Source organism: Marinobacter manganoxydans MnI7-9 (genome assembly GCF_000235625.1).
Taxonomy (GTDB): Bacteria; Pseudomonadota; Gammaproteobacteria; order Pseudomonadales; family Oleiphilaceae; genus Marinobacter; species Marinobacter manganoxydans.
In genome coordinates this window covers 14,692-35,951 of sequence record NZ_AGTR01000006.1, presented here as the reverse complement: position 1 = coordinate 35,951, position 21,260 = coordinate 14,692, and the positions used below count along the sequence as shown (strand labels likewise).

The window sequence follows — 21,260 nt, the reverse complement described above, 5'->3', positions numbered from 1 at the left end:
GAAACGAATTCTCAAAGAGATACCGGAATACGACAAGGTGACATCGGGGGTATCGGTTGCGGCTCACATCGGCCTCGATGCTCTGCGGGCCTCTTGCAAACACTTTGATGAATGGGTGTCGCGCCTGGAGAAGCTCGGGGGCAAAGAATGAGCCAACAAATCAATTATGCGCTGAGCAGGCTTTTCGATAAGCACCGGATTGTGTTCTGGTACGACACCAAACAGGAGCTGCGCAGTGACTTCGAGGCGGTTTCCATCCCAGACGTGGAGAAGCTGGAAATCGCCAACAACGAGTACGGCCTGAAACATCGCATTCTGCGGGAGGCGCCGGAACAGAAATTCTTGTTGTACAAGGAGGGGCCGCAACCAGAGGATCTGGATAACTGGTTGCTGGACGTACAGCTGGCCCACGGCGAGTTCCGGACTGACCAGGTGGCCATCTGGCTATCCGAACTGGAATTGGGCCTGGAGTTTGCCGAGGTGGCCCAGGCTCACGCGGAGTTTTTCCAGGCGATCAAGCGCAAGGAGGCGCTGAAGAAGCTGCTGAAGCCGGATGACACTGTCGGTCAGCTTCGCCTGAAGATGCTGGCCGTGTGTGCCGGTAGCGAGCCCCGTATGGACTCGGTGGTGGAAACCCTGCTGCAGCAACTGGCGGAAGAGCGTGATGATGGCATCCGGCTGATCGAACGATGCGGCTTGGATAGCTTCCTGTGGGAACAGCTCACTCGCTTCTACGGCTACGAGGCCAGTGAACCCAGCCTGCGCGACTTTGTGATCGAGCTGTTCAAATCCTGCTATGCCATGGGTACCGATGGCGAGGTTAAACTGACCGGCGACGCCCTGGTGTTCCTCAAGCGCTGGAAAGACAGCCGGCAGTTCGAGCAGGGGTTTGAAACCCTGTCTGCCGAGTGTGCCGAGGTGCTGGGCATTGAGCAGGATCTCGGTAAACGGGACTTCCGGGACCTGGTTGAGCTGGACTACTTCCGGCTAATCGACCAGAAGATTATCAGTGACCTGGTGCGGGCGGTGGTAGGCCGCACAGTCACCAGCGGTGATGTGGCGCTGTGGGTGCGGCAGCGGCGCCAGGGACATTGGTACGGGGAGTTCCGCCACCTGTATGAAGCCATTGAGTTTGCGGCCCGTTTTGTCCAGATGCTCGGTGAGGCTCGTCTCACCTTGGAAAGCCTCTCAGACGGCGTCCAGCGATACAGCCGCTCCTGGTACCAGCTGGATCAGCTCTACCGCAAGTTTACCTACCATGTGCGTATGTCCGGCCAGGCATCGTTAATGGGCGAGCTTAGTGAGCAGGTGGAGAACCTGTATTCCAACAACTACCTGCTCAAGCTGGGCGATGGCTTCCAGGTTCACGTGGACGCCGCGCCGCGCTGGGAGGCCTATCCGGTCGTTCAGCAAAAGGCCTTTTTCGAGCACTGGGTTCGCCCTTACCTGCGCAAGGACAAGCGGATCTGTGTGATCATTTCCGACGCCATGCGCTATGAGATTGGTGATGAGCTGCTGGGCCTTATCCGGCAGGAAGATCGCTACAGCGCGGAGCTTGAACCGGCACTCTCGACTCTTCCCAGCTATACGCAGCTCGGTATGGCGGCGCTGCTGCCCAACAAGTCCTTGGCGATCGCCGACAACGATACCGGCACGGTACTGGTGGATGGCCAAAGCTCACAGGGCACGGTCAACCGTACCAAAATCCTGAAGGCCGCCCTGGATGGGCGGGGCCAGGCCGTCAAGGCGGAGGATTTTATGCAGCTCAACCGGGAAGACAGCCGTGAGCTGCTCAAAGGTAATGATGTGCTGTACATCTACCACAACCGCATCGATCACACCGGCGACAAGATGCACTCAGAGGGGCAGGCCTTTGAAGCCGCAGAACAAACCCTGGATGACCTGATTCGTCTGATCAAGAAGCTCACGGCGGCCAACGCCAACAACCTGCTGATCACCGCTGACCATGGCTTTATTTACCAGAACCGTGAGCTGGATGAGAGTGACTTCCTGGGCGACGCCGTTTCTGGCGACGATATTCGCTACCGGGATCGCCGTTTTGTGTTGGGTAAAGGGCTGTCCGCCTCTCCGGCGTTCCATCACTTCTCGTCCGAGCAGCTTGGGCTGGATGGCGATATGGAAGTGCAGATTCCCAAGTCCATCAACCGGCTGCGCCTCAAAGGCTCAGGCAGCCGCTTTGTGCATGGCGGCGCATCGTTGCAGGAGGTTGTGATTCCGGTCCTGAAGGTTAACAAGAAGCGCCAGAGTGACGTCAGCGCCGTTGAGGTAGACATCCTGCGTGGGGCCAGCTCGGTGATCACTTCCGGCCAATTGGCCGTCACCTTGTATCAGTCCGGGCCGGTTACCGAGAAAGTACAGCCTCGCCACCTGCGGGCCGGGATTTATACCCAGTCAGGGGAGTTGATTTCGGACAGTCACGAACTGTCGTTTGACCTGACCTCGGAGAACCCCCGCGAGCGGGAGCTTCAGGTGCGCTTTGTGCTCAGCCGCAAGGCGGATGAGGCCAACGGCCAGGAGGTTTTCTTAAAGCTGGGAGAACAGCACGCCGGCACCTCCCACTACAAGGAATACAAGTCGCTCAGGTATTTGATGCGGCGGTCCTTTACCAGCGATTTTGATTTCTGAGGGTTATAGCCAATGAGTACGCTTGACCAAAAGATCAACGAACACTTCCCCGGGTTGGTGGTGCGCAAAGACCTGGTGAAAACGGTCAAGGGCAATGCCATCGTCCCCTCATATGTGCTGGAGTATCTGCTCGGCCAGTACTGCGCCACTAACGACGAGGCAACGATTCAGACCGGTATCGAGACGGTCAAGGAGATTCTGGCCAAGCACTATGTCCACCGCAACGAGGCCGGGCTGGTGCGCTCGAATATCAAGGAAAAGGGGCGCTACAAGGTCATCGATAAGATCAGCGTGGCCCTGAATGAGAAGACGGATGCCTACGAGGCGCAATTTTCCAACCTGGGAATCAAGAAGGTATTGGTGGATTCTGGGACCGTGAAGGCCCACCCCAAACTGCTGGTAAGCGGCGTCTGGTGCATTGCGGACATCGAATACGTATTTTCTGAAGACCAGAACGTCAGCCCCTGGATTCTGTCCACCCTCAAACCGATTCAGCTATCTCACTTCGACTACGACGCCTACGTTGCCGCGCGGCAGCAGTTCAGCACGGACGAGTGGATTGACCTGCTGATACAGAGTATCGGCTTTAACCCGGAGATGTTCGGACGGCGCAGCAAGCTGACGCAACTGGTCCGATTGATTCCGTTCTGCGAGCGGAACTACAACCTTATTGAACTTGGCCCCAAGGGGACGGGTAAATCCCACGTTTACTCTGAATTTTCGCCCCATGGAATCCTGGTTTCTGGTGGTGAGGTCACTGTACCAAAGCTGTTTGTGAACAACTCCAGCGGCAAAATCGGCCTGGTGGGCTACTGGGATTGCGTGGCCTTCGACGAGTTCGCCGGCAAGCAGAAGCGCGTCGATAAAGCACTGGTCGACATCATGAAGAACTACATGGCTAACAAGTCCTTCTCCCGGGGCGTGGAAACCCTGGGCGCCGAGGCGTCCATGGTGTTCGTGGGGAACACCCGGCATACCGTGCCTTACATGCTAAAGCATTCGGACCTGTTCGATGAGCTGCCGGACAAGTTCTACGATTCTGCCTTTCTGGACCGTATCCACTTCTACATCCCCGGGTGGGAGGTCGACATCATCCGGGGCGAGATGTTCTCTGATGGCTATGGCTTCGTGGTGGACTATCTTGCAGAAATCCTGCGCTCGATGCGGAACTATGATTATTCCGATCAGTACCGCGAGCACTTTACTCTTTCTTCGGATATCTCGACCCGAGACCGGGACGGTATCAATAAGACCTTTTCCGGCTTGATGAAAATCCTGTTCCCCCAGGGCGGAGCAACCAAGGAAGAGGTTGAAGAAGTGCTGCGTTTTGCCATCGAGGGGCGCAAGCGGGTCAAGGACCAGTTACAGCGGATCGACACCACCTACGGTGAAGTCCGATTTTCCTATCAGGACCAGGAAGGCCAGGAAATACTGGTCACGACACTTGAGGAAGAAGAGTACCCGGGTTACTACCACCAGGCGGTGTCCACCCCTGATGACGGGGGGAAGCGCCCGAGCCAGCAGCAGACGTTAAAGGTGGCGAGCCCAAAGAGCCTCGCGCCCCCGAGTCCGTACTGGAGGAAAAGCACCTGACTTTCCAGGAGAACCAAAAGGGTATCTCATTCGACGGCTTGTTTGGCGCATACCTGAAGGGCGCCCGCAAGATCACCGTCACAGACCCCTACATTCGGCTTTTCTACCAAATCCGCAATTTCATGGAGTTTCTCGAAGCCATCGTGAAGAACAAAGCGGAAGAAGATGAAGTGGCGGTTCACCTCGTCACAGTCCGGGACGAGTTCAAGGGTGACCTACAAGACGAGAGTTTTGAAAAGATCCAAGAATCCGCTCGCACCGTGGGCATCGACTTCACCTGGGAGTTTGATGAAAGCGGCACCATTCACGCCCGTCATATCGTTACGGACCACGGCTGGAAGATATCGCTGGATCGGGGGCTGGACATCTTTCAGCACTACGAGATGAATGAAGCCTTCGCGTTTGCCAACCGGTTGCAGCAGTTTCGGTCGAGCAAGGCCTTTGAGGTGACGTTTATTAAACAAAAGCCGAATGGAACTGAGGGGGAATAACATGAGCAGCGTAACGGCATCACTGACCAAATGATTTTCAGGGCGCGCCCAGTGGTTCCAAGTCGCTGCCATTCGATCCATTGAGAAGGTGGAACGTTAACTCAGGTGAACTGAGAGATTTTCGGCGTCGCGCTACGGAGGCACTATGAAACTAAACCGCGTACAGATAAAGAACTTCCGTCTTCTTCGGGATGTTGAACTTTTTCTTGAAAGCGAGACTTCTGTAATCGTGGGAAGGAACAACAGCGGCAAAACATCCCTATCCGAAGTCATTCGGCGATTCACATCGGACAAGAACGCGACATTTTACCTTCAAGATTTCTCAACCGAGTGTTATGAGGAGTTCTGCGCAGCGTTCAAGGCGGAGAGAGAAGGAAAGGAGGAATCAGAAATACGCACGCTTCTTCCAATTATCGAACTGCGCTTGTTCTTCCGTTATAACCCTGCACAGCCGCGACTTGGACCACTCGGCGAATTTATCGTCGATCTTGATATGGCATGCGATGAAGCCCTCGTTGTAATGCGATTTGAGCCGATGGATGGAGCGATCAACCGACTGTTCGACGGACTTCCTGAAGAAATCACTGATGCGACACGGAAACTGTTCTTTCGTGAAATCGCTGCGCGCATCCACAATCTGTACGGCATTAAAGTCTGGGCGGAAGACCCTAATGATGCGTCGAATCGTAAAGAAAGTTCTCAGGCCGCCGTCAGGACCTTGCTAAAAACAGGCTTTATCAACGCACAGCGTGGCCTTGACGATATCACCACCAAGGAAAGCGATGTTCTCGCCAAGGTGCTGGAAGGATTGTTCAATAACGCATCACTGGATACCGCGGATGAGAAGGAGCGCAAAATAGCCGAACAGCTTGAGGAAGCTGTTCGCACAATTCAAGAAACTATCGACAGCGATTTTCGCAGCCAATTGCAACAATTGTTACCTACTTTGCAAACCTTTGGCTACCCTGGATTGGGTGGATCCGTGCTGACGACAGAGACGTCACTCGATGTTCATCGTCTTCTGACGAACCATACAAAGATCCGCTACGAAGGGGATAGCGGCGTCCTTTTGCCCGAATCCTATAACGGGCTTGGTATGCGAAACCTGATATTTATCTTGCTACAGATAGTCAGTTTTTATCGTGAATTCCGGGCGCAGGCCCACGCCCCCGGAGTCCACATCGTCTTTATTGAGGAACCAGAAGCTCATTTGCATCCCCAGATGCAGGAAGTTTTTATTCGCCAGATTGGCGCGATCGTCGAAAAGTTAAACAAGGAACATGAAAAGGATCCGGAGTGGCCTGTCCAGTTCCTGGTTTCGACTCACTCGTCTCATATCGCAAACGAAGCGCATTTTGAATCGATCCGGTATTTCCTGCCTTCACCGGCCAATGATAGGTCGACCATCTGGAATACCAAAATCAAGGACCTGCGCCGAGGAATGTCTAGCACTAAGCCCGAAGACAAGAAGTTCCTCCACCAGTATCTTACCCTGACGCGCTGCGATCTGTTCTTTGCGGACAAAGCGATACTGATCGAAGGCACCAGCGAGCGGCTCATGTTGCCAATCATGATCAAAAAGCGAGACAAAGCCGACACGTCGGGACCGAAGCTTCGCAGTCAGTACTTAACCATCATGGAGGTTGGAGGTGCCTATGCGCATAAATTCTTCGATCTTTTAAATTTCTTGGAGCTGCAAACGCTCATCGTAACCGACCTTGACCCTGTCACTGACGTCGGAGGAAAAAAGTGTCTCGTGCATGAAGCAAACGCCACCAGCAATGCCTGTATCAATTCATGGTTTGGCGGTGGGCCCAACGTTCCCAATGATCTGCTTGAAAAATCCGATGAAGAACAAATCAGAGGGCGCATTAGGATCGCGTACCAATGCCGGGAAGTGAATGATGGTCCCTGCGGCAGAACTTTCGAGGATGCTTTTCTGCTGGCAAATGGCGCAAAATTCGGGGTAAGCGGCGACACGCCCGAAGCCCTCGCCGGGGACGCCCTTGCAAAAGCCGAAACATTCAAGAAGTCTGCTTTTGCTCTGCAATACGCGATCGACGATACGGACTGGAACATTCCGAAATATATCAATGACGGGCTTGCCTGGCTCGCCAGAGGTTTCGTAGCACCACCCACCGTCCCAGTACCACCGGAAGCCACTGTTGTCTCAGAGGATATTGCGGAGGAATCCGCCAATGACTGAACCGACTGAGTTATCACCTGCCGAGGAAGCCAGCGAACGTGCACTTACTGCGGTTCGCGAAGCCATCGAGAAGTCGAATAGTTTCAAGCTGGAGGCGGGTGCCGGGGCTGGTAAGACCTATTCGCTGGTCAAAGCATTGCAGTTCCTCATCAAACGGGAAGGCGAACGCCTTCCACGCCTCAATCAGCGTATTGCTTGCATTACTTTTACAAACGTCGCAAAGGAGGAAATCAAAGCACGGACCGATCGCAGCCCGCTTATTCACTGCGACACCATCCATGCCTTCTGCTGGTCTGTAATTTCCGGCTTTCAGTCTCAGTTGCGCGTTCACTTGCAAGAGCTTGAAGGATGGTCTAGCGATCCATGGGAAGAACGTCTTAAAGAAGCTGGTGGCCCAGGATCTCGGAGGATTGAATATTCACTTGGCTATCGCGGCATCACGGACGAGGCTATCTCGATTCACCACAACGATGTTCTACCCCTGACCATACGATTGCTTGGCTATGAGAAGTTCAGAAACATCTTTCGTTACCGGTATCCAGTCATCCTGATCGACGAATACCAAGATACAAATGCAGATTGGATTGCAGCGATACGCGAACATTTTTTTGGCAAGGGCGGGCCGCCGCTATTCGGCTTTTTCGGAGATCACTGGCAAAAGATTTATGGAGATGGCTGCGGCGAGCTGGTAGACACCACGATAACGGAGATAGGAAAGCAAGCCAATTTCCGGTCTGCGTCCGCCGTTGTCGATTGTCTCAACCGTATGAGACCGGAGCTCAAGCAGTTCGTCCTCGATCCAGACGTTCGTGGTGAGGTGCGTATATTCCATACGAACGAGTGGCCGGGCATCAGGCTCAAGGGGCCACATTACGGCGGCGATTTGCCGGACGATGCTGCCAACAACACAATCTCCGAAGTAAAGAGCCGCCTCACCAAAGCAGGTTGGGACCTGTCGGCCGAAAGGACTAAGATCCTCATGCTCACTCACCGGGCGCTAGGTAAACAGCAGGGCTATAGCAGTTTAGCAAGCGTTTTTCGGGACAATAATTCCTTCACGAAGAAGGAGCAGGCCCATATCGCGTTCTTTGTCGATCACTTGGAGCCCGCTTGTCGAGCTTTTGCAGCAAAACGGTATGGAGAGATGTTCGCGGCGCTGGGGGCGAGTAAAAGCTATTTACTAAAGGCCGCTGACAAAAAGGATTGGTCGGACTCCATGACGCGCCTACTCGAAATCCGACAGACTGGCACTGTCGCCGATGTAGTTGCGCATTTGCGGGAATTCCGAATTCCCCGGCTTGCCGATGCAGTGGAGAAGATAGAGCTGCGGCTCGAAACTTTCGATCCATCAGAGGGGGAAGAAATGCCTCGTTCACTGATGGAGGTACGGAAACTTCATGATATTCCATATCAGGAGATTATATCCGTTACCAACTACCTTGAGGGGCATTCGCCATTCGAGACGAAACATGGTGTAAAAGGTGCTGAGTTCGAAAATGTTCTGGTCATAGTTGGTCGAGGTTGGAACAAATACAATTTTGGGAAAATGCTCGAAAATGTCCCCAAACAGGACACGCTGAGCGAAAAGGACCGCGCAACTTTTGAAAATAACAGAAACCTTTTTTACGTTGCATGCTCTAGACCAAAAAGACGACTCGCTCTTCTGTTTACCCAGCAGCTTTCTCCCGGAGCCCTGAACACGGTTGAGAGTTGGTTTGAGAAACAAAATATAGAAAGTGTAGTTGAGTAATGTTTCATAAGAACTCTGCGCATATCCTACTGGCATATCGGCTGACCAATCCGGGGAGGTTCGGCCTATGACGAGTCTTTCCGTTGGTGAAAGCTTATCGTCAGCTTCTCCCTGGCTGTAGGTCTGTCCCGCATGGTCACCCGTCACCTCGGTATCCGTGTCGAGGTCGCCGTGAACAGCGAGGGATCTTCCCAGCTCCCTGGTGCTGGGATAGAACACCCGATATGGGGTTGGGTAGGTTTCAATCCTGTACAGGGCAGAAAATTTATCACGCTTTTGATTCACGCTCCCACCAGGACTGAAACAGCTCGTCACCACCCGGCACATAGGTGTGAACCTCCCGGCCATTCCAATCCAGCGCCAGAACCTGCAACGCAGCCTGTTGCAGCTCGGCATCCAAGGCCCTCAGCCGGTTCAGCTCGAATGGCCAGTGACTGGCATTATATAGGCCAAGCAGGAATCGCCGGATATGCCGGGCCTGGCCACCACCGCTGTGAGCGGCGTCGATCAGTATTGTGAGAGCCGGAAGCCCCGTCTCCTCCCGCTGCTGTCTCCACTTTTCTTCCTGTTCCAATAAAAGGAGAAAGCTGTCGGGAAGCCTGGCTGTTCTGTCCGTCATGTGCATAACCTCATATCGACTTCACGATTATGCTGCCATGGACGACGCAGTAGGCACGGCTCTCGAACTGTCCGTTTTGGGCAAGAACACCAGTTTGCCCCGAATTTATTTCAGATCGCTGTTAGGACGGTGCGCCTTCCTCCGGAACTTGCGCTCTACGTACGCTTCCAGACGGTCCGCGTTTCGGTAGGCCACAACGCAGATAAAAAGTATGACTGCGACAAAGCTCAGGAATGCAATCAGTGTGGCAGATAGATTCAGCATATTCAGGTCTCCAATGGTTGATGGCCCTTTGAGGGCAGTTTGTTGGTTTCAGGCCACAGCATCGGCCTGTCTTTGTTCTTTGGCGACAGACGCAATCAAGTGCCGCGAGCAACTCAGCATCTCCTGGATCTCGCTGTAGCTGTGACCACTGCGTAGTAGGCTGGCGATGTGCTGTCTGCGCTTCAGGTCTGGTTGCCGCCCCTGGTACTTGCCCTCCGTTTTTGCTTTATGAATGCCCTGGAACTGCCGGCGCCGACGGTCTTCGTAATCTTTGCGGGCCACGGCAGCCAGCATGTCGAGCATCATGGCGTTGACCGCTCGTAGAATGGAGTCGGTGAAACCGGTGTCGTCCTTCTTTTCCAGGGCGAGCCAACTGGTCGGTAATTCCGGGGAGACGATGGCTAACCGCTTGGCGGCCAGCTTTTGCTTGAGGGAGTCCCAGTCACTCTGTTTGAGGCGAGCCAGCCGATCAATTTGTTCGACCAGAACGATGTCGCCCTCATCGGAATCTGCGATCAGTTTCATCAGCTCGGGGCGGTGCAGGGTGGCGCCGGACACATTCTCCACGTAGAAAGCGGCAATACGCTGACCGTGGTTGGCTGCGAACTGTACCAGTGACTCCCGGGCTCGCTCCGCATTCTGTTCCTGCGTGGATGCCCGAAGGTAGGCTCGAATAAACATCGTCGGTTCCTCAGTCTGTTATAAGTGGTTCTCTCTGGCCGGTCTGGTTTAGGTGGTTCTGGTGGCCGTTACCGGGTTCGAACCCCTGGTTCTCCTGATCTGTACCCATAAGGAACCACCTCAAGAGTCGAGAAAATCCCCGAACGGATCGTCCGCTCGATAAATCTGGTTGATTCTGTCGTCATCGAAGAAACCCTCTGTACCGCCATTGCTCCCATTGCCGGAAGTTGCCTTGTTGCCCGCGCCGGTTGCCTCCTCATCACTGCCTCGACTGAACGACGCCATCTTTTGTTCGAATTCAGGAAACGTCATTTCCCCATCGGGTCCCTTGGCGAAAACCGTCTTGTAGGCATCGACTGCGGCTAGTGCGAAGCGAATGAACAGTACGACCACCCACAGCACGAACAATAGATACCATGCGTAAAGCGCAGCATCGGTAACCCTAAAGGCGAGCTCCACAACGCCGATCCCGGCGAGCCCCACTGCTACTGTTTTTGCCACTCTCACCATGGCCTCAGTCCCCGATAGTTCTTTACTTCGAAGCCACCAGAACCTGAGAAAATGCAAGTTTTGCCCGGCGTCAGGCCGCTGCGGCTTGCCCGGCCAGCCACGGCAGTTTCACCTTGCTGTAGGCATCATTCGTCATCGCCCTCAAATCTTCCACGTCCAGGCGTGGAACCAGCAACGCCGTGCCTTGGTATCGAACTCGCGGGTAGTCGGATGGCTGGAATACGCCATGAGGGAGGTCGTCCTCATCGCCCAGCCACTGTCTGAGCCGGAGATCGATACACCAGCCCTGTTCGAGCTCGACCCAGCAATGGGGAGCGGTGGTCATTCGGCTCAGTCGGTCCTCCGCGTATCCGATCCGGCATTGATGGAAAATGCCTCGATCGCTCAGGGCATTGCTGATCACAAAAGTCATGTAGACGCTATCGACTCTTAGGTCCTCCAGCGGCAGCAGTGCCAACTCAAGTTCATCGTGCCAGTCACTCATGGTCGGGCTCCCTGAACATCAGCTGTTGGCCCTGTTCATACAACACCGGATAGGGGAGCGGCTCGCCGTCCTGGATCACGGTGTTTGGTGGAAAGTACATCACTATCCAGGGAGGCATGCCGGCGCTGACAGCGCCATAGAATTCATCTACTGGAAAGGTGAGTTCATGGCCGGACTGCCGAAATACCAGTCGGGAATATTTCTCGGGATGGTTGGCAGCGATGTTGTAACTGGCTGCTTCACGGCCGATGACATAGCTTGGTGTCTTCCAGTGATTCGGTTGTTGGATGTTATAGGCGATGATGCAGTTGCTATCGGCACAGCCATATCGCTCGACTGTTACCGACCACAGCATGAGCGGGTTCCCATCAATCTCCGGCGTCTTCACGTCTGTGAGCTTCGTTACCTTTATCGCCATCGACTTGGCGGCCTGGGTGATGGCCTCATCTACGACTGCAACATAGTGGTCATAGGCGTCATCCTCGTTCGCCGCCAGTGATTCCGGCATCCAGCCCATCAGGCTGGGTCGCGCCGAAGGGTTGTCCGGCGTCATCATGATGTCAGTGGCGTTGAAGAGTAGCGTCTGGGTGCCATTAAGATGACGAAGCGGCGCATCTAGTGAAGTAGCCAGACTGGCCAGGTTGAGGGCGCTTACCAACAAACCCTTCCGATACGAGCGCGTCCCGTCTGGTGAATCCCGCAGGTCCTGATCGTAGACGCCGCCGGCACGGGCCAGATTCAGTGCGCGGGATGATTCGTCGTCATAGTGTCGAGGCGTGGCAGCGCAACCCGCGAGCGCGGCTGTAGTTACAGCAAAACAAATGGTCTTCAACTTCGTCATTTTGAACTCCTGCGTTTTCTAAAATACTCGCACGAAGTTTCAAATATGCAAGAGGAAAAACAAAAAATATCTAATAAAATCAAAGGTTTGTGCTGTCAGTACAAACTTCGGTATATCAGCAGTGGTGCATCGGGAGTGCCGCTCTTGCTAGACTCGCCAGAAGGTTTTTTCGGTTTAGACAAGGTGTTGGTAAATCGGAAAAGGATCAGAAATTCCCAGTTTCCCCACTTATCCCAGTTTATAATCATGGGTAGTAACCGATTGGGCCAATCAGAGATAAAGTTTCTATCCATGGGTAGTAAAATGGGTAGTATTGGGCGAATATCGATGCAAAAAATAAGGCAAGCATCTGTTTTTAAAGAATTTTAAATTATTATTCTTCGAGCAGGTGCAGAATCTGGAATAAGCCGGATCTCTACGCCGGTGGTCAATTCAGTGTGAGGTCGCTCAGTTCCGCCGACAGTTCGAACGTCATCTTGCGCTTGTTCAGGGGGCAGTCGAATTCCAGGTAAAAGGCGAGGAGCTGCAAGGGTACGCCGGCCGGTCGCCCGTAAAGGCGATCACCGATGATCGGATGGCCGAGGCCCGCCAGATGCCGGCGAATCTGGTGTTTTCGTCCGGTTTCGATACTGATTTCCAACAGTGAAGTTTCCCCGGTTTCGTCCAGCTCGAGCGTTGAGACACGGCTGACGGCCGCCTTGCCCTCGACGGGCGCATCAACGAGCTGCTCCCGAGCGTCGATGAGGCCGGCCACTCGCGCCTTGTAGTGTTTGGTCATGGTCCGCCCCGAAAAACACTGGGAAAGGGCGCCGGCCGCTTTCGAGTCATGGGCGATCAGCATCAGCCCGGCAGCGTCGGCGTCGAGCCTGTGGATCAGATGGCATGGTTGCTCAAGCTGGATTTCGGCCAGGCGAAGCAAACTGCAGTGGTCGCCCCACTGGGAGCCCTGGGCCAGTAGCCCATGAGGTTTGAACCAGACGGTGTAGCGCCCCGCATTCTCCAGGAGAATCGGCTTTTCCGGTTTCCTCTCAAGCACCTTCTCGTCGTAGTAAAGCTGTAGTCGGATACCCGGTTTCAGCTCCTTTGTGGCACGGCGTAGCCGAAGGCGTTTGCCTTTGTGAGTCCACCAGCAGGCGCCTTTGGTCATGGCGTCCTTGATTTTCTGACGCGAAAGCCCGGGGGCCGCCTCGCTCAGGGCGTCGATGGCTTTGCCTGGCTGCTTCACGGTGATGTCGATGGTGGTTCGCATGGGTTCTTGCAGTCGCTGAACAGTGGATAGGCAAATGGTATCAGCTGACGCCCTTGTGGGGTGCGGTGTTTTGCCAAAGTCCGTATAATTCCGTGCTTTACTGGCCGGAATACGCGGCCGCCGTGTCCAGGTTTGGAGTTCTCGGGTTATGAGTCAGGCAGTTGAGCAGGGTACTCTGTACGTTATCTCCGCGCCATCCGGTGCCGGCAAGACCAGCCTTGTGGCGGAAATGCTCCGCAATGACGAGAAGCTCGGTGTTTCCGTCTCGCACACGACCCGCTCGATGCGGGAGGGCGAACAGAACGGGGTGAACTATCACTTTGTCAGCCGGACCGTGTTCGAGGCGATGATTGGCGAGGGCGACTTTCTGGAGCACGCCGATGTCTTCGGCAATTACTACGGCACTTCCCAGGCATGGGTTCGGGAAACTCTGGCAACAGGCCAGGATGTGATCCTGGAGATCGACTGGCAGGGTGCCGCTCAGGTGCGACGGCTTATTCCCGAGTGTGTCAGTATTTTCATCGTGCCGCCGTCGCCGGAAGTGCTGCGCGACCGACTGGTCGGGCGTGGCACCGATGCGCCGGAGATAGTGGAGCGGCGCCTGGCCGAGGCTGAGGAAGAGTGCCGTCACGCAGTGGAGTTCGACTTTCTGGTGGTCAATGACGACTTCGAAGCGGCCCTCGGAGATCTGCTCGCGATTGTCCGGGCCCAGCGCCTTCGCATGGAAGTGCAGCAGCCAAGGCATCGAGCGTTGCTGGCGGGATTGTCCGGCCCGGCGTGATACGGGGTTTTCCTGTATACAAATTGAACCGGCCACAGTAAACTGTGCGGTCTGCTGAAACAGTCATTTTATGAGTCGGGGAAGTTATGGCACGAGTTACCGTTGAAGATTGTCTGGAAAACGTTGATAACCGCTTCCAGCTGGTAATGCTGGCAACCAAGCGTGCCCGTCAGCTCGCTACCAAGGGTGCCGAGCCGATGGTGGCTGAAGAAAATGATAAGCCCACGGTTATCGCTCTGCGCGAGATTGCCGAAGGCAAGATTACTCGTGATCTCCTCAAGGAAGAAGACGACGAGTGACCCAGCTGCGGAGCCAGGTATATAAGTATCTGTCCGCAAGCGAGAAGCATTGAAATCTGTCCCCGCGGTTTTATAGTGTAGCTATAGAACGTTGCTGGAAGGACTCTGGAAGGACCCGGATGCGTGCATTCGGGTTTTTTGTCCCTGAATTTCATGAAGTCGTGGAGGCGCGGTGTCGGCAGAGGCTACGGTTGAAGGACTGGCTCGAGAGCTAAGTTCCTATCTGGATACCACTCGCATCAATCAGGTGCGACGCGCCTATTATTATGCCGAGCAGGCCCATGAGGGCCAGATGCGTAAGAGCGGCGACCGGTACATTACTCACCCCCTGGCTGTCGCCCATATTCTCGCCGATCTCCGTCTGGATCATCAGAGCCTGATGGCGGCGATGCTTCACGATGTGATCGAAGACACCGGCATTCCCAAGGATGCCCTGGCGGAGCAGTTCGGCGACGATGTTGCGGAACTGGTGGATGGCGTCAGCAAGCTTACCCAGATCGAATTCCGGTCCCGGGCGGAAGCCCAGGCTGAAAACTTCCAGAAGATGACTCTGGCCATGGCCAGAGATATTCGGGTCATTCTGGTGAAGCTGGCGGACCGCCTTCACAATATGCGCACCCTGGGCCCCATGCCCTATGAGAAGCGCCAGCGCATTGCCACCGAGACCCTCGATATCTACGCCCCCATCGCCAACCGTCTGGGCATGCACTCGATCTGCACCGAGCTCGAGGATCTGGGGTTTACCTCGCTGTATCCGATGCGTTCGAAGTACATATCAAAAGCGGTGGACAAGCTCAGGGGCAGCCACCGCGAAATCATCGAGGATATTCGTGGCAAACTGCAGGAAAAGTTAGAGGAGCGGGGCCTGCCAGGGCGGATTCTGGGCCGGGAAAAGCACCTGAACAGCATCTACAACAAGATGAAGTTCAAGCAGAAATCCTTCCATGAAATCATGGACGTTTACGCGTTCCGGATCATCACCGATACCGAAGACGACTGCTACCGGATCCTCGGTGCCGTACACAGCCTCTACAAACCCCTTCCGGGCCGCTTCAAGGATTACATAGCCATGCCCAAGGCCAATGGCTACCAGTCCATCCACACCACTCTGTTCGGGATGCACGTGAACATCGAGATCCAGATCCGTACCGAGGAGATGGAGCATATCGCCAATAACGGGATTGCGGCGCACTGGATGTACAAGAATGAATCCAGCAGCGTGACCAGCGCCAACCAGGCCCGGGTCGACCGCTGGGTGAAGGGACTGATGGAAATGCGGGAACGGGCCGATGACTCTATGGAGTTTATCGAGCATGTAAAGGTAGACCTGTTCCCGGACGAGATATACGTTTTCACCCCGAAAGGCCGCATCATGGAGTTGCCAAGCGGGGCGACGCCGGTGGACTTTGCCTATGCCATCCACACGGACATCGGCAACGCCACCGTAGCCTGTCGAATCAACCGCAACCTGGGTTCCCTCAGCCAGCCTCTGCAGAGTGGCCAGACCGTGGAAATCATCACTGCGCCCGGCGCCCGCCCCAACCCGGCCTGGCTCAGTTTCGTGGTGACCGGCAAGGCCCGGAGCAGTATCCGGCACGTGCTCAAGAGCCAGAAGCGTGCGGAATCGCTGGAGCTCGGTCGCACCCTGCTGAAGAAATCCCTGAAGGGGTTTGGTGCGAAACTGTCCGAAATCAGCGACGCCCAGAAGCAAGCCGTAGTGAACCACAATCAGGTGAACAGTTTTGATGATCTGATCAGTGACATCGGGCTCGGCAACCGGATGGCCTATCTGGTGGCTCGTCAGCTCGCGAGCGGCTCAGAGGTTGCCGAAGCCATTGAGGCTCCCAGGGATATCGAGGGTGGCAATCATAGCCCGGTGACAATTCGGGGCACGGAAGGCCTTCTGGTCCGGTTTGCCAGCTGTTGCAAGCCGATTCCGGGAGACCCGGTGGTTGGGGTGATGGATTCCGGCAAAGGTATGGTGATTCATTCCGATACCTGCTCCCGGTTGCCCGAGGACGATGAGGGGCGGGCTCGCCTCACGCACCTCAAATGGGCCAAGGACATTACCGACGAATTTTCCGTGGAACTCCGGGTAGAGCTGGAGCGCCAGCGCGGTGTGATTGCCGAGATGGCCAATGCGGTTGCCATGGCGGACGGCAACATCGAGCGCATTAACGTGGAAGAGCAGAACGCCCGCTTTGGCATTGTCAGTCTCGTGGTACACGTTAATGGTCGCCGGCACCTGGCGCGGGTGATGCGACGGATCCGCAACATTCGTGCGATTACCCACATCAGCCGTGTGCGGCACTGACCCCGACCAAAGCCCGGTTGACAGGCGCGCCACGCAAGGGCGAGGATTGGCGTTTTGGAAGAGAGGAAACCAAGGGTCATGACCAACAAATCCGTAATTCAGACCGAGAATGCGCCCCAGGCGATCGGCACATACTCCCAGGCGGTAAAGGCAGGGGATACCGTGTACCTGTCTGGCCAGATTCCGCTGGTGCCGGAAACCATGGAAGTGGTCGCCGGCGATTTCTCTGCCAAGACCCGGCAGGTATTCGATAATCTCAAGGCCGTTTGCGAGGCCGCCGGTGGCGAGCTGAAGGACATTGTGAAACTGAACATCTACATGACGGACCTGGCCAATTTCGCCACGGTCAACGAGATCATGGCCACCTATTTCCAGGAACCGTATCCGGCCCGAGCGGCGGTAGGTGTCGCGGCGCTGCCCAAGGGAGTGCCCATTGAAATGGAAGCGGTGATGGTGCTCAGCTAAGACCTGAAAACACCTGAATTGAGAAAAGGCGGCCTTGGCCGCCTTTTTTAATGCCGAAGGCTCATCCCTGGTCAATCATGGCGCGGTAGCCGGCACGGAAATCCGGGTAGCGGAACTGGAAGCCGGTGCCCAGCAGTCGCTTGTTGCTGCAGCGTTTGCTCCCGGCCCGGCCACCTTTCCGGGCATCAGGCTGCGGATCGGCGCAGGGCGTTTGCTGCCGCACCCAATCTACTACCTCATCAAGTCTTACCGGCTCGCAATCGCTGGCAAGGTAGCAGGTCTCCAGTGACGCTCCCGAAAGTGCCAGCTTCACAAGGTGGGCAGCGGCCTCCGCTGCATCCTCCTCGTGAATCCGGTTACTGAACGGTGCTGGCTTCGCCGGATTCATGCGCCCCTCTTGGACCTCCTCGAGAAAACGCCGCCGTGAAGGCCCGTAAATGCCGCTGTATCGAATGATTGTCGCCGGATGGCCGCTTTCCAATGCGGTCTGTTCACCGGCCAGGACCTGCTCGCCGCTGAACCGGGCCGGTTCTGTGGAGCTGGATTCATCTACCCAGCTGTCGTCATCCTGTGAATAGACACTGCTGCTGCTCACAAAGAAAAGGTGCTTCAGAGACTGACTGCCGACGGCCGCCAACAAATTTTCCAGGCCAGTCACATAGGCATCGCGATAGCCCTGCTGGTCGTAGCTGGAGGGCGTCAGGCAATAGAGGATGATATCGAGATCAGCAGGAAGTTTGCGGGTCAGGGTCTCAGGCCTGGTCAGATCAGCGCCGATGCCGTGAACACCCTCGGGAACACGCCCGGGATTTCGCCGCAGGCCAAACACGGTGGCCGAGGTTGTCAGCCGACTGGCAATGGCGCCACCGAGTTTGCCGCAACCGGCAACGAGAATTCGGGGCGTCTTACGACTTTCAGTGATTGCCATAGACAATTTCAATCCTTATGCTTTACCTCATAAATTCGTGAAACTTCGACCCGCATCTATCTGACCGGAGCTCACCATGACTCTCACCGAGTTACGATACGTCGTTACGCTGGCCCGCGAAAGGCATTTTGGCCGGGCTGCAGAGCGTTGCCATGTCAGCCAGCCAACGCTCAGTGTTGCTGTGAAAAAGCTGGAAGACGAGCTCGGTATCCCTCTATTCGAGCGAAGCAAAAGCAGCATCCGCGTGACCGAAACCGGTCTGCGCATTATCGAGCAGGCCCAGCGGGTGCTCGATCAGGTCGGCCTGATCAAAGACATGGCTCAGGATGGCAAGAACCAGCTCAATTCGCCTCTGAAGGTCGGTGCGATCTACACCATCGGTCCCTATCTGTTCCCACACCTGCTCCCCGAATTGAGGCGTGCGGCCCCGGAAATGCCGCTTTATATCGAAGAGAACTATACCGCCAACCTGAGGCAGAAACTCCGGCAGTCTGAGCTGGATGCCATTATTATTGCCCTGCCGTTCGAGGAGCCGGAAGTAGTTACCCTGCCGCTCTACGACGAACCGTTCGTAGTGTTGCTGCCCGCGGGACATCCGCTGGCCAGCAAGGAGCAGTTGACTGCCGACGAGCTGGCCAAGGAGCAATTGCTATTGCTCGGGCCCGGACACTGTTTCCGGGATCAGGTTCTGGAATCCTGCCCACCCCTGGTAGAAGCCGTAACCCACCGGGCAAACAACGGCTCACCAGCGTTGGTGACCGAAGGCAGTTCTCTGGAAACCATTCGCCATATGGTCGCTTCCGGCCTGGGCATCACAGTTTTACCACTCTCGGCGGCCACCGCCATGCAGTACCACGAGGACATTCTGGCCGTTCGACCGTTTGCGTCCCCGGTGCCGTTCCGCACGGTGGCTCTGGCCTGGCGGGTTACGTTCCCGCGGCCCAAGGCTATTGATGTGCTCTCCCTGGCTGCCAGCCAGTGCCGGGTAATCGAAAAGGCGAAAACAGACACACCGGTTGTGGCCGAAAGCGCCTGAGCCTGACTATGACGTCACTGGATGACATACCGGTCACCCAGCTCAAGGGCGTAGGAAACGCCCTGGCAGAAAAGCTCGCCAAGCTGGGTATTACCTCCCTGCAGGACCTGCTGTTTCACCTGCCTCACCGATACGAAGACAGAACCCGGGTAATACCCATGGGAAGTCTTCGCATCGGTGATGTGGCCGTGGTGGAAGGGGAGGTTATGAAAGCGGACCTGATCATGGGTCGCAGACGCAGTTTGCAAGTAACCCTCCGGGATAACAGCGGGTTTCTGGTGATGCGCTTTTTTCATTTCAACGCGGCCCAGAAAAACCAGTTGAGCGAGGGCGCCAGGGTTCGCTGCTTCGGCGAAGTCCGGCCCGGGCGCGCAGGTTATGAGTTCTACCACCCGGAGTACCAGATCAATCCGCCGCCCATGCCAGCGGAAGGTGAGGCGACCCTGACCCCGGTTTACCCGCTGACAGGGGGCATCCAGCAGCCACGCGTCCGCTCGCTCTGCCAGCAGGCTCTGGGCTATCTTGACCGGTTCCCGATCCGTGACTGGTTGCCCGGGAACCTGCTGGCCGAGTATCAGCTGCCCGCAATCACCGAAGCCGTCCAGCTGGTGCATTCCCCGCCAGCCAGCGCGCCGGTCAACCTGCTTATGGAAGGGCGCCATCCGGCGCAACAGCGCCTGGTAATGGAAGAGCTGCTGGCCCATCAGCTGAGCTTGCTCCAGGTACGTGAGCAGATTCAGGCTCGTGAAGCGCTCCCGCTCCTGCCCACGGGGGATTTGCCCGAGCGTTTCCTGGATTCCCTGCCCTTTGCACTCACCGGTGCCCAGCGCCATGTGCTGGCCGACATCCGTCAGGATCTGAGCCAGCCACTGCCGATGCTCCGGCTTGTTCAGGGCGATGTTGGCTCGGGCAAGACCGTTGTCGCGGCATTGGCGGCGTTGCAGGCTATTGGCGCCGGTGCACAAGTAGCCCTGATGGCGCCCACCGAAATCCTTGCCGAACAGCATTTTCAGAATTTCCGGGCATGGCTGGAGCCTCTGGGCATCCGTCTCGCGTGGCTATCCGGGAAGGTAAAAGGAAAGACCCGGGCCGAAACGCTGGAAGCGGTCCAGTCAGGGGATGCCGCCGTGGTGATCGGCACCCATGCCCTGTTTCAGGACGACGTCAGGTTCCATCGTCTTGCCCTGGTCATCGTCGATGAACAGCATCGTTTCGGCGTACACCAGAGGCTGGCCTTGCGGGAAAAGGGTGTCGGTGGCTCACTGGCACCTCACCAGTTGATCATGACCGCAACACCCATTCCCCGTACGCTTGCCATGAGCGCCTATGCCGATCTCGATACCTCGGTGATTGATGAACTGCCTCCAGGACGGAAGCCGATCGAAACCATCGTGATTCCCGACAGCCGCAGGGAAGATGTGATTGAACGGGTTCGGGGCGCCTGCAGGGAAGGTCGACAGGCCTATTGGGTGTGCACTCTGATCGAGGAGTCCGAGGCTCTGCAGTGTCAAGCCGCGGAGGTGACTGCCCAGGAGCTTGCCGAGCGATTGCCGGACCTGAAAGTGGGGCTGGTGCATGGCCGGCTAAAGGCTCAGGAAAAGGCGGCGGTGATGGAGCAGTTCAAAGTTGGCGAGCTGGACCTGCTGGTCGCGACCACGGTGATTGAGGTTGGGGTGGACGTCCCCAACGCGTCGCTGATCATCATTGAAAACCCGGAACGCCTGGGGCTGGCCCAGTTGCATCAACTCCGTGGTCGTGTTGGCCGGGGCGAGCAGGCAAGTTTCTGTGTCCTGATGTACCACCCGCCTTTGTCCGCCAATGGCAAGGCCCGGCTGCAGGCGCTCAGGGACAGCCAGGATGGCTTCTTTATTGCCGAGAAAGACCTGGAGATTCGGGGGCCGGGCGAAGTATTGGGTACCCGGCAGACCGGTATGATGCAGTTTCGTCTGGCGGACTTCGAACGCGACAAGGGCTGGATTGAGCCAGTTCGGAAAATGGCGCCGGGATTGATGGTTCATCCGGAGACTGTCCGCGCTCTGGTGCGACGATGGCTCGGTGAGAGAACGCGTTACGGCGATGTGTAAAGGCGTCCGTTTATTCACT

The 21,260-nt window shown here is 56.1% G+C and carries 20 protein-coding genes; 12 read left to right on the top strand and 8 right to left on the bottom strand.

Annotation, left to right across the window (positions count from 1 at the left end; translation table 11 throughout):
* Nucleotides 1-7: 7 nt before the first annotated feature.
* The 6 genes from KYE_RS20940 to KYE_RS01290 all read left to right on the top strand — a co-directional run bounded on the left by KYE_RS20940 (nucleotide 8) and on the right by KYE_RS01290 (nucleotide 8,686).
* Nucleotides 8-151 carry a DUF4276 family protein gene (locus KYE_RS20940; protein WP_227497717.1) on the top strand — a complete coding sequence of 48 codons (144 nt, stop codon included), beginning with the start codon at nucleotides 8-10 and terminating at the stop codon, nucleotides 149-151.
* The gene (gene pglZ, locus KYE_RS01305; protein WP_008169618.1) at nucleotides 148-2,646 is read left to right on the top strand and encodes a BREX-1 system phosphatase PglZ type A; all 2,499 of its coding nucleotides are present in this window, start codon (nucleotides 148-150) and stop codon (nucleotides 2,644-2,646) included. Before KYE_RS20940 ends, pglZ begins: the two co-directional genes overlap by 4 nt.
* 12 nt (nucleotides 2,647-2,658) lie before the next feature.
* Complete coding sequence (gene brxL / locus KYE_RS01300; RefSeq protein WP_227497715.1) at nucleotides 2,659-4,239, top strand: BREX system Lon protease-like protein BrxL; 1,581 nt, start codon at nucleotides 2,659-2,661, stop codon at nucleotides 4,237-4,239.
* Nucleotides 4,240-4,277: 38 nt separating this feature from the next.
* Nucleotides 4,278-4,730: an MIT C-terminal domain-containing protein gene (locus KYE_RS21755; protein WP_264622514.1), complete on the top strand. Its 453-nt coding sequence runs from the start codon at nucleotides 4,278-4,280 to the stop codon at nucleotides 4,728-4,730.
* Nucleotides 4,731-4,875: 145 nt separating this feature from the next.
* Nucleotides 4,876-6,936 (top strand): ATP-dependent nuclease, encoded by a 2,061-nt coding sequence (locus tag KYE_RS01295; protein WP_008169616.1) that lies wholly within the window; start codon nucleotides 4,876-4,878, stop codon nucleotides 6,934-6,936.
* Nucleotides 6,929-8,686, top strand: coding sequence for a UvrD-helicase domain-containing protein (locus KYE_RS01290; RefSeq protein ID WP_008169614.1), 1,758 nt, complete (start codon nucleotides 6,929-6,931; stop codon nucleotides 8,684-8,686). Before KYE_RS01295 ends, KYE_RS01290 begins: the two co-directional genes overlap by 8 nt.
* Before the next feature lie 268 nt (nucleotides 8,687-8,954).
* On the opposite strand, the gene KYE_RS01285 is transcribed toward KYE_RS01290, so the two are convergent.
* From KYE_RS01285 to KYE_RS01255, 7 genes are all read right to left on the bottom strand, one after another.
* Nucleotides 8,955-9,305, bottom strand: a complete 351-nt coding sequence (locus KYE_RS01285; RefSeq protein ID WP_008169613.1) for a hypothetical protein — start codon at nucleotides 9,303-9,305, stop codon at nucleotides 8,955-8,957.
* Nucleotides 9,306-9,410: 105 nt separating this feature from the next.
* On the bottom strand, nucleotides 9,411-9,569 hold the full coding sequence (locus KYE_RS21600; RefSeq protein WP_008169611.1) for a hypothetical protein: 159 nt from the start codon (nucleotides 9,567-9,569) through the stop codon (nucleotides 9,411-9,413).
* A gap of 48 nt (nucleotides 9,570-9,617) precedes the next feature.
* Nucleotides 9,618-10,250 carry a recombinase family protein gene (locus KYE_RS01280; RefSeq protein WP_008169609.1) on the bottom strand — a complete coding sequence of 211 codons (633 nt, stop codon included), beginning with the start codon at nucleotides 10,248-10,250 and terminating at the stop codon, nucleotides 9,618-9,620.
* Nucleotides 10,251-10,370: 120 nt separating this feature from the next.
* A complete protein-coding gene (locus tag KYE_RS01275) occupies nucleotides 10,371-10,760 on the bottom strand; it encodes a hypothetical protein (RefSeq protein WP_008169604.1) in 390 nt (129 codons plus the stop codon).
* Nucleotides 10,761-10,830: 70 nt separating this feature from the next.
* A complete protein-coding gene (locus KYE_RS01270; RefSeq protein ID WP_008169603.1) occupies nucleotides 10,831-11,244 on the bottom strand; it encodes a hypothetical protein in 414 nt (137 codons plus the stop codon).
* A complete protein-coding gene (locus KYE_RS01265) occupies nucleotides 11,237-12,085 on the bottom strand; it encodes a hypothetical protein (protein ID WP_008169601.1) in 849 nt (282 codons plus the stop codon). Before KYE_RS01265 ends, KYE_RS01270 begins: the two co-directional genes overlap by 8 nt.
* Nucleotides 12,086-12,512: 427 nt before the next feature.
* Nucleotides 12,513-13,334, bottom strand: a complete 822-nt coding sequence (locus KYE_RS01255; RefSeq protein WP_008169597.1) for an RluA family pseudouridine synthase — start codon at nucleotides 13,332-13,334, stop codon at nucleotides 12,513-12,515.
* Nucleotides 13,335-13,482: 148 nt separating this feature from the next.
* Between KYE_RS01255 and gmk the strand changes: the two genes are divergently transcribed.
* The 4 genes from gmk (at nucleotide 13,483) to KYE_RS01235 (ending at nucleotide 17,193) form a co-directional block, all read left to right on the top strand.
* A complete protein-coding gene (gene gmk, locus KYE_RS01250; protein ID WP_008169596.1) occupies nucleotides 13,483-14,115 on the top strand; it encodes a guanylate kinase in 633 nt (210 codons plus the stop codon).
* Nucleotides 14,116-14,201: 86 nt separating this feature from the next.
* Nucleotides 14,202-14,414, top strand: a complete 213-nt coding sequence (rpoZ, locus tag KYE_RS01245; RefSeq protein WP_008169593.1) for a DNA-directed RNA polymerase subunit omega — start codon at nucleotides 14,202-14,204, stop codon at nucleotides 14,412-14,414.
* Nucleotides 14,415-14,586: 172 nt separating this feature from the next.
* Nucleotides 14,587-16,728, top strand: a complete 2,142-nt coding sequence (locus tag KYE_RS01240) for a RelA/SpoT family protein (protein WP_008169591.1) — start codon at nucleotides 14,587-14,589, stop codon at nucleotides 16,726-16,728.
* 78 nt (nucleotides 16,729-16,806) lie between these two features.
* The gene (locus KYE_RS01235) at nucleotides 16,807-17,193 is read left to right on the top strand and encodes a RidA family protein (protein ID WP_008169589.1); all 387 of its coding nucleotides are present in this window, start codon (nucleotides 16,807-16,809) and stop codon (nucleotides 17,191-17,193) included.
* Nucleotides 17,194-17,254: 61 nt separating this feature from the next.
* Here KYE_RS01235 and KYE_RS01230 read toward each other — a convergent pair whose 3' ends face one another.
* A complete protein-coding gene (locus KYE_RS01230; protein ID WP_008169587.1) occupies nucleotides 17,255-18,121 on the bottom strand; it encodes an NAD-dependent epimerase/dehydratase family protein in 867 nt (288 codons plus the stop codon).
* A gap of 76 nt (nucleotides 18,122-18,197) precedes the next feature.
* Here KYE_RS01230 and KYE_RS01225 point away from each other — a divergent pair, with 76 nt between their 5' ends.
* Together KYE_RS01225 and recG are read left to right on the top strand one after the other, a co-directional pair.
* Complete coding sequence (locus KYE_RS01225) at nucleotides 18,198-19,157, top strand: hydrogen peroxide-inducible genes activator (RefSeq protein ID WP_008169585.1); 960 nt, start codon at nucleotides 18,198-18,200, stop codon at nucleotides 19,155-19,157.
* An 8-nt stretch (nucleotides 19,158-19,165) separates the two neighbouring features.
* Nucleotides 19,166-21,241, top strand: coding sequence for an ATP-dependent DNA helicase RecG (gene recG, locus KYE_RS01220; RefSeq protein ID WP_008169583.1), 2,076 nt, complete (start codon nucleotides 19,166-19,168; stop codon nucleotides 21,239-21,241).
* Nucleotides 21,242-21,260 lie beyond the last annotated feature (19 nt).